Below are 7,915 nucleotides of genomic sequence, written 5' to 3'. Positions count from 1 at the left end.
GGCTTGTTATTCGAAAAAACCCCCATCGGTGATCCGGTGGGGGTTTTTTTACGTCTGGCGCTTTTTCCAATAACCGCGTGCGGACATAAAAAAGCAGCGCTACGCGCTGCCTTTGTCATCTAACGTCGCTTAACTTCCTCGATAAGTCGAATACGACCACGGCGACACCACCAGCGGCACATGATAATTCTCATCCGTATGCGCAATGCCGAAGGCCAGGGTCACCAGATCGATGAAGCGGGGCGAGGGCAATTCCACCCCCTGGGCGGCGAAATAGTCGCCTGCGTTGAATACCAGTTCGTACTGGCCCGCCTTCATGCTGTCGCCTTCCAGCAAGGGCGAACTGCAACGGCCGTCGTTGTTCGTCATATCCATCTTCAATAACACTTTGCCTTCCGGCGTGACGGAAAACAGGGCCACCTTGACGCCGGCTCCCGGTCTGCCGTGGGCGATATCGAGTACATGCGTGCTGAGTTTTCCCATTTGCTATCCTGTATATAAGGTGAGTGAATGTGCTTATTGTGCAAATCATATACCGGCGACTGCGCCGGGCTATATGATTGGGCATATAGCCAACATTGTCCTCCTATAGGCGCGCCTCCGCATGAACAATTACGAACATTATCCACGCGACTTGATCGGCTATGGCCGCACGCCACCCCATCCGCAATGGCCGGGCAAGGCCCGCATCGCCCTGCAATTCGTTCTCAATTACGAGGAGGGGGCGGAAAACAACGTGCTGCATGGCGATGCCGCCTCGGAAACGTTTTTATCGGAAATGATCGGCGCGGCCGCATTCCCTGCGCGCCACCTGAGCATGGAGTCGATTTATGAATACGGTTCGCGTGCCGGATTATGGCGCTTGCTGCGCATGTTCGAGGAGCGGCGCCTGCCGCTGACCGTGTTTGGCGTCTCGATGGCCTTGAAGCGCAATCCGGAAGCGGTCGCCGCCTTCCAGCAACTGGGGCATGAAATCGCCTGTCATGGCTTGCGCTGGATTTCCTATCAAAACATGGACGAAGCGACGGAACGCGAACACATGCGCGAAGCCGTGCAGATCATCCGCGCATTGACGGGGTCCGCCCCGCAAGGCTGGTATACCGGGCGCGATTCACCGAATACGCGCAAATTGGTGGTCGAGCATGGCGGTTTCCGCTACGACGCCGATTATTATGGCGATGACCTGCCATTCTGGGAGAAAGTGGCGTACACGGATGCCGCCGGCATGCCGGCCGTGCAGCCGCAACTGATCGTGCCCTACACCCTGGATACGAACGACATGCGTTTTGCCGCCATGCAGGGTTTCAATTCGGGCACGCAGTTTTTCGATTATCTGAAGGATGCCTTCGATGTGCTGTATGCGGAAGGCGATCCGAACGGCTTGAACCAGCCGAAGATGTTGTCCGTGGGCTTGCATTGCCGCCTAGTGGGGCGGCCGGGGCGGGCGGCGGCGCTGGCGCGCTTCCTCGACTATGTGCAGGGCCACGAGCAGGTGTGGATCACGCGCCGCATCGATATTGCCGAGCACTGGCATGCGAACCATCCCTATGGTGTCTGATGGGTATTGATATTGGATGATAAGTAAAATCAGTCTTTGCATATAGTTGTCCCATATGCCGGTGTTAATCTCCTATACTGGGACTATACCGAGGCCAGCATGTCAGAACCGATCCGCTTTTATTATCGTGGTGCCGTACAGGAAGTACGCAACGCCGCCCCTACGCAGACTGTGTTGCAGCACCTGCGCGAGGATTTGCATTGCACGGGCACCAAGGAGGGCTGCGCCGAAGGCGATTGCGGCGCTTGCACGGTGGTCATCGGCAGCCTGGTTGATGGCCAGGTCGAGATGAAAGCCGTCAACGCCTGCATCCAGCTCACGCCCACCCTCGATGGCAAGGCCCTGTTTTCCGTGGAAGACTTGCAACAGCCCGACGGCGCCCTGCACCCGGTGCAGCAGGCGATGGTCGAATGCCACGGTTCCCAGTGCGGCTTTTGCACGCCCGGCTTTGTCATGTCGCTGTGGGGCATGTATCTGCAGAAAAACGGCGCCACGCCCACGCGCTGCGAAATCGACGATAGCCTGTCGGGTAATCTGTGCCGCTGCACCGGCTACCGGCCCATCATCGATGCGGCCAGGCGCATGGGCGAACTGCCGCATGTCGCATTTGACCGCAATGCCCTGGCGCAGCAATTGCAGGGGCTGCAGCGCGGCAGCCTGAGCACCTATGAGCACGGCGGCCAGCACTTCCACGCGCCGCGCAGCATCGATGAACTGGTGGCGCTGCGCGCGGCAAAGCCGCAAGCGTGCCTGCTGGCTGGCTCCACCGACGTGGGCTTGTGGGTCACCAAACAATTGCGCGACCTCGGCGACATCATTTATCTGGGCAACGTGGCCGCGCTGAAAACCATCGCCATCGTTGACGGCAAGCTGCACATTGGCGCCGGCGCCAGCCTGAACGAGGCCTATGCGGCGCTGTGCCAGCACTATCCAGACGAGTTGTCGGAACTGTGGCAGCGCTTTGCTTCCTTGCCGATCCGCAATGCGGGTACCCTGGGCGGCAATGTCGCCAATGGTTCGCCCATCGGCGACTCGATGCCATGGCTGATAGCGCTGGGCAGCGACGTCGTGTTGCGCGGTCCCGCCGGCCAGCGCGTGATGCCGCTGGAAAATTTCTATATCGGTTACCAAAAGAAAGATCTGCAGCCCGGCGAATTCGTCGAAGCCGTGCGCGTGCCCTTGCCGCGCGCCGACGTGCATTTCCGCACGTATAAACTGGCGAAGCGTTTTGACCAGGATATCTCGGCCGTGTGCGCCGCGTTTGCCTTCCAGCTCGACGGCGAGCACATCATCGATGCGCGCATCGCCTTTGGCGGCATGGCGGCCACGCCGCAACGGGCCGCGCAAACGGAAGCGTTTCTGCGCGGACAAGCTTGGACGGAAGACAACCTCGTTATCGCCATGCGCTTGCTGGCCGACGATTACGCACCGCTGTCCGACATGCGCGCCTCGAATACCTATCGCATGACGACGGCGCAAAACCTGTTGCGCCGCTTCTGGCTGGAAACACGCCCCGGTGTGCCGCTGCCGCGCACTGACGTCAACGTCTACGCTTGCCGCGCCTGAAAGGACCAGCATGAACCATCCTGCCACGCCCGAATTGCAAGCGGCCGCCTGGGCCGCCGTGGGCAAGCCCAGCCCCCATGAATCGGCGCAATTGCATGTGCTGGGGCAAGCGACGTACACGGACGATATCGCCGAACTGCAGGGTACTTTGCACGCGGCACTGGGCCTGTCGCAAAAGCCCCATGCGCGCATCACGGCCATGGATTTGTCGGCCGTGCGCGCCGCAGCCGGTGTCGCCGCCGTCTACACGGCGCAGGATATTCCTGGCACCAATGATTGCGGTCCCATCATCCATGACGACCCCATCCTGGCTGCGGAACTGGTGCAATATGTGGGCCAGCCCATCTTCATCGTGGTGGCCGATACGCATGACCATGCGCGCCGCGCCGCGCGCCTGGCGCAAGTGTCGTACGAGGAATTGCCTGCGATCATGACGCCGCAAGCGGCCAAGGCCGCGCAATCGTATGTGCTGCCGCCGATGCAGCTGACGCGCGGCGATTATCAGGCGGCGTTCGAGCGCGCGCCGCACGTGGTCAAGGGCCAGCTGTACGTGGGCGGCCAGGAGCAGTTTTATCTGGAAGGACAGATTTCCTACGCCATCCCGAAGGAAGCGCAGGGCATGCTGGTGCTGTGTTCGACCCAGCATCCGAGCGAGATGCAGCACGTGGTGGCGCACGCGCTGGGCGTGCATTCGCACAACATCACCGTCGAATGCCGCCGCATGGGCGGCGGTTTTGGCGGCAAGGAGTCGCAGTCGGCGCTGTGGGCGGCGGCCGCATCGATTGCGGCGGCCAAACTGAAGCGTCCCGTGAAACTACGCGCCGACCGCGACGACGACATGCTGGTGACGGGCAAGCGCCACTGTTTTTACTATGAATACGAAGTGGGCTACGACGACGAAGGAAAAATTCTGGCCGCCAGGGTCGACATGACCACGCGCGCCGGCTACTCGGCGGACCTGTCCGGCCCCGTCGCCACGCGCGCCGTCTGCCACTTTGACAACACCTATTACCTGTCCGACGTGGATATCCGCGCCGCCTGCGGCAAGACGAATACGCAGTCGAACACGGCTTTCCGCGGCTTCGGCGGGCCGCAGGGCGCCATCGCCATCGAGTACGTGATCGATGAAATCGCCCGCCATTTGCAACGCGATGCGCTCGATATCCGCCTGCTCAATTTCTATGGCCGTAACGATGCGGAAGGACGCAATGTCACGCCCTACGGGCAGACCATCGTCGACAACGTGATCCATGAACTCGTCGCCGAACTGGAAGAGAGCAGCGATTACCGCGCGCGCCGCCGCGCCATCGATGCGTTCAACGAGGCCAGCCCGATCCTGAAGAAGGGCCTGGCGTTCACGCCCCTGAAATTTGGCATCGCCTTCAACGTCACGCATCTGAACCAGGCCGGCGCGCTCGTGCACGTGTACGTCGATGGCTCCGTGCTGGTCAACCATGGCGGCACGGAAATGGGGCAGGGCATCAATACCAAGGTCATGCAGGTGGTGGCGCACGAGCTGGGCCTGGACCTGGAACGCGTGCGCGCCACGGCCACCGACACCAGCAAGGTAGCGAACACGTCGGCTACGGCGGCCTCCACCGGCGCCGACCTGAACGGCAAGGCGGCGCAGGATGCGGCGCGCCAGATCCGTGAACGCCTGACCGATTATGCGGTCAAACTGTATGGCGGCGATGTCGCCGCTGTGCGCTTCTTTGACAATCACGTTCACGTGAATGGCCATGTCGTCGCGTTTGCCGAACTGGTGCAGAAGGCGTATCTGGCCCGCGTACAACTGTGGTCGGACGGTTTTTATGCCACGCCGGGCCTGTCGTGGGATGCGAAGACGATGACGGGCCATCCGTTTTCGTATTACGCGTATGGCGCGGCCGTGGCTGAAGTGGTGGTCGATACCCTGACGGGGGAATGGAAATTGCTGCGCGCGGACGCCTTGTACGACGCGGGCCAGTCATTGAATCCCGCGATTGATCTGGGTCAGGTGGAAGGCGCATTTATTCAGGGCATGGGTTGGCTGACGACAGAACAGCTATGGTGGAATGCGGCGGGCAAGCTGATGACGCATGCGCCATCGACGTACAAAATTCCCGGCATTTCCGATTGCCCGGAAGATTTTCGCGTCAAGCTGTTCCAGAACCGCAACGTGGAAGACAGCATCCACCGTTCCAAAGCCGTGGGCGAGCCGCCGCTGTTGTTGCCGTTTTCCGTGTTCTTTGCCATCCGCGACGCCATTTCCAGCGTGGGCCATCACGCCGTGCAGCCACCACTGAATGCCCCCGCCACCAGCGAGGAAATCCTCAAGGCGGTCATGGCCGTGCAAGCGGCGCCTGCCGGCGCCTAGGAGCAGAGCATGAGCGACTGGCTGACAGCAATCGACAATGACGCGCAGGCATCCGTGCTGGTGACGGTGGCCCTGGTGGAAGGTTCCGGGCCGCGCGAAGCGGGCGCGAAGATGCGCGTCACCCTCGATGGTCAAATGGACACCATCGGCGGCGGGCACCTGGAATTGCGTGCCGTGGAAATCGCCAAGACCATGCTGGCGACAGGAGAGACCCATGCGCGGCTCGAGCGCTTTGCGCTCGGTCCCAGTCTGGGCCAATGCTGCGGCGGCGTCGTCCACCTGGCGTTCGAGTATGTCGATACCGGCCTGCAAGCATTGCTGGCCGCCTTGCGCGAACGCCGCCAGCAAGACAGCTGGCGTTTGACGGCGCTCGACGGTGAGCCTACCTCTGCGCTGTTCGACGTTGCCGGTCGCCTGATCGCTGGCACTGGCGCACAGGTGCCCGACACGTTTTCACGCGAACGCGCAACCCATGTCGCGCAGGGGAGTGAAGGGCGGCGCTGGCTGGTCGACCCGTGCCTGGCGCCGCGCGCCCATCTGACCTTGTTCGGCGCCGGCCACGTGGGCGCCGCCATCGTGCGCGCGCTGGGCCACTTGCCCTGCACTATCACCTGGGTCGATGAACGCGAAGACATGTTTCCCGCAGCATTGCCGGCAGGGTTGCCAGCTAACGTGCGCATCGCCGCCACCGACACGCCCGAGGAATTTGTCGCCATGGCGCCGCCTGGTGGCAGTTTTCTCGTCATGACGCACAGCCATGCGCTCGATCAACGCTTGACGCAAGCCATCATGGACCGCGAGGATGCGGGCTGGTTTGGCTTGATCGGTTCGCACACGAAACGCAAGCAGTTCGAGCACCGGCTGCAGGCGCGCCGCGTGCCGGACGAGCGCATCGCCGCCATGGTGTGCCCGATCGGCATGCCCGGCATCCACAACAAGGCGCCGGCCGTGATCGCCGCTTCCGTTGCCTGTCAATTACTCATGGTGTGGGAAGAAGCCGCCAGCGCGGCCCTGGCCGCACCGCTGCGGCTGGTACCTGCCAGCACGCCATCGCGACGCAAGAAACGCGCCGCCATTTACCCGTTATAGAAAGAAGTCATGCCGATTGTTCCTGCTACATTGCAAGCTTACCGTGCCAGCTTGCTGCACTTCCACGCCGATCCCGCTTTCACGGAAGAGGCGCACGCCTGGCATGCCGATGGCTTGCTGGTCGTGGCCGATGGCAAGATCGTGGCGGCAGGCGATTACGCGCAACTGCAGGCAACTTTGCCGCCCGGCACGCATATCGTCGATTACCGCGGCAAGCTGATCGTGCCCGGCTTCATCGACACGCATTTGCATTTCCCGCAGACGGAAATGATCGCCTCGCCCGCGCCCGGTTTGCTGCCGTGGCTGGAAACGTATACCTTCCCCACCGAGCGCGCGTTTGAAGACCCTGTGCACGCGCGCAATGTCGCCGAGTTTTTCCTCGATGAACTGCTGCGCTGCGGCACCACCACGGCCATGGTGTATGGCAGCGTGCACCCGCAATCGGTCGATGCCTTCTTTGGCGCCAGCGAAGCGCGTGGCTTGCGCATGGTGGCGGGCAAGGTCATGATGGATCGCAACTGCCCCGAGTTCCTGCGCGACACGGCCGAGTCGGGCGCGCGCGAAAGCGAAGAGCTGATCCGGCGCTGGCACAAGCATGGCCGCTCGCTGTATGCGATCACGCCCCGCTTCGTGCCGACGTCCACGAATGAACAGATGCACCTGGCGGGCGAGCTGGCGCGCGCGTATCCGGATACGTATCTGCAGACCCACGTGTCGGAAAACGAGGATGAATGCCGCTGGGTGCGCGAACTGCATCCGCAGGCGCGCAGCTACCTCGATGTGTATGACCAGTACGGCATGCTGCGCCCGCGCGCCATGTTTGGCCATTGCATCTGGCTCGACGAGCGCGACCGCGCGCGCATGGCCGAGACGTCTTCGGCGGCCGCCATTTGTCCCACCTCCAACTTGTTCCTCGGCAGCGGCCTGTTCGATTTCGAGCGGGCCGATGCGGCAAAAGTGCTGCTGTCGCTGGCCACCGATGTGGGCGGCGGCACCTCGTTCTCGATGTTGCAAACCATGAACGAAGCCTATAAAGTAGCACGCTTGAAAGGCAGCTATCTGCCCGCCTTGCGCATGTTTTACCTGGCGACCCTGGGTGCTGCACGGGCCATGCAGCTGGAAGGCACCCTGGGCAATTTCGCGGCAGGCACGGAAGCGGACTTCATCGTGCTCGACAAGCAATCGACGCCGCTGCTGGCGCGCCGCACGGCCGGTTGTCAAAGCCTGGAGGAATTGCTGTTTGCCTTTGCGCTGCTGGGCGACGACCGCGCCGTGGCCGCCACCTATTCCGGCGGACAGTGCGTGCATGTGCGGGGGCAGGGCTGACCTACCCGTTGTTCCATACG

6 protein-coding genes are annotated in these 7,915 nt (G+C 62.2%); 5 read left to right on the top strand and 1 reads right to left on the bottom strand.

Features of this window, described 5'->3' with window-relative positions; genetic code table 11:
* Positions 1-129: 129 nt before the first annotated feature.
* Positions 130-483: a hydroxyisourate hydrolase gene (gene uraH / locus ACP7DW_RS09290; protein ID WP_426054435.1), complete on the bottom strand. Its 354-nt coding sequence runs from the start codon at positions 481-483 to the stop codon at positions 130-132.
* Between the two features lie 121 nt (positions 484-604).
* On the opposite strand from uraH, the gene puuE reads away from it, so the two are divergent.
* From puuE to guaD, 5 genes are all read left to right on the top strand, one after another.
* The gene (gene puuE / locus ACP7DW_RS09285) at positions 605-1,558 is read left to right on the top strand and encodes an allantoinase PuuE (RefSeq protein WP_426054436.1); all 954 of its coding nucleotides are present in this window, start codon (positions 605-607) and stop codon (positions 1,556-1,558) included.
* Positions 1,559-1,657: 99 nt separating this feature from the next.
* A complete protein-coding gene (xdhA, locus tag ACP7DW_RS09280; protein WP_426054437.1) occupies positions 1,658-3,124 on the top strand; it encodes a xanthine dehydrogenase small subunit in 1,467 nt (488 codons plus the stop codon).
* Between the two features lie 10 nt (positions 3,125-3,134).
* On the top strand, positions 3,135-5,480 hold the full coding sequence (gene xdhB, locus ACP7DW_RS09275) for a xanthine dehydrogenase molybdopterin binding subunit (protein WP_426054438.1): 2,346 nt from the start codon (positions 3,135-3,137) through the stop codon (positions 5,478-5,480).
* A 9-nt stretch (positions 5,481-5,489) separates the two neighbouring features.
* A complete protein-coding gene (gene xdhC, locus ACP7DW_RS09270) occupies positions 5,490-6,569 on the top strand; it encodes a xanthine dehydrogenase accessory protein XdhC (RefSeq protein WP_426054439.1) in 1,080 nt (359 codons plus the stop codon).
* Positions 6,570-6,578: 9 nt separating this feature from the next.
* On the top strand, positions 6,579-7,895 hold the full coding sequence (gene guaD / locus ACP7DW_RS09265; protein WP_426054440.1) for a guanine deaminase: 1,317 nt from the start codon (positions 6,579-6,581) through the stop codon (positions 7,893-7,895).
* Positions 7,896-7,915: the final 20 nt, after the last annotated feature.

The organism is Janthinobacterium sp. PSRC1-1 (genome assembly GCF_049897525.1).
In the GTDB taxonomy this organism is placed as follows: Bacteria; Pseudomonadota; Gammaproteobacteria; order Burkholderiales; family Burkholderiaceae_D; genus Janthinobacterium; species Janthinobacterium tructae.
This window is presented reverse-complemented; position numbering and strand designations above follow the sequence as displayed.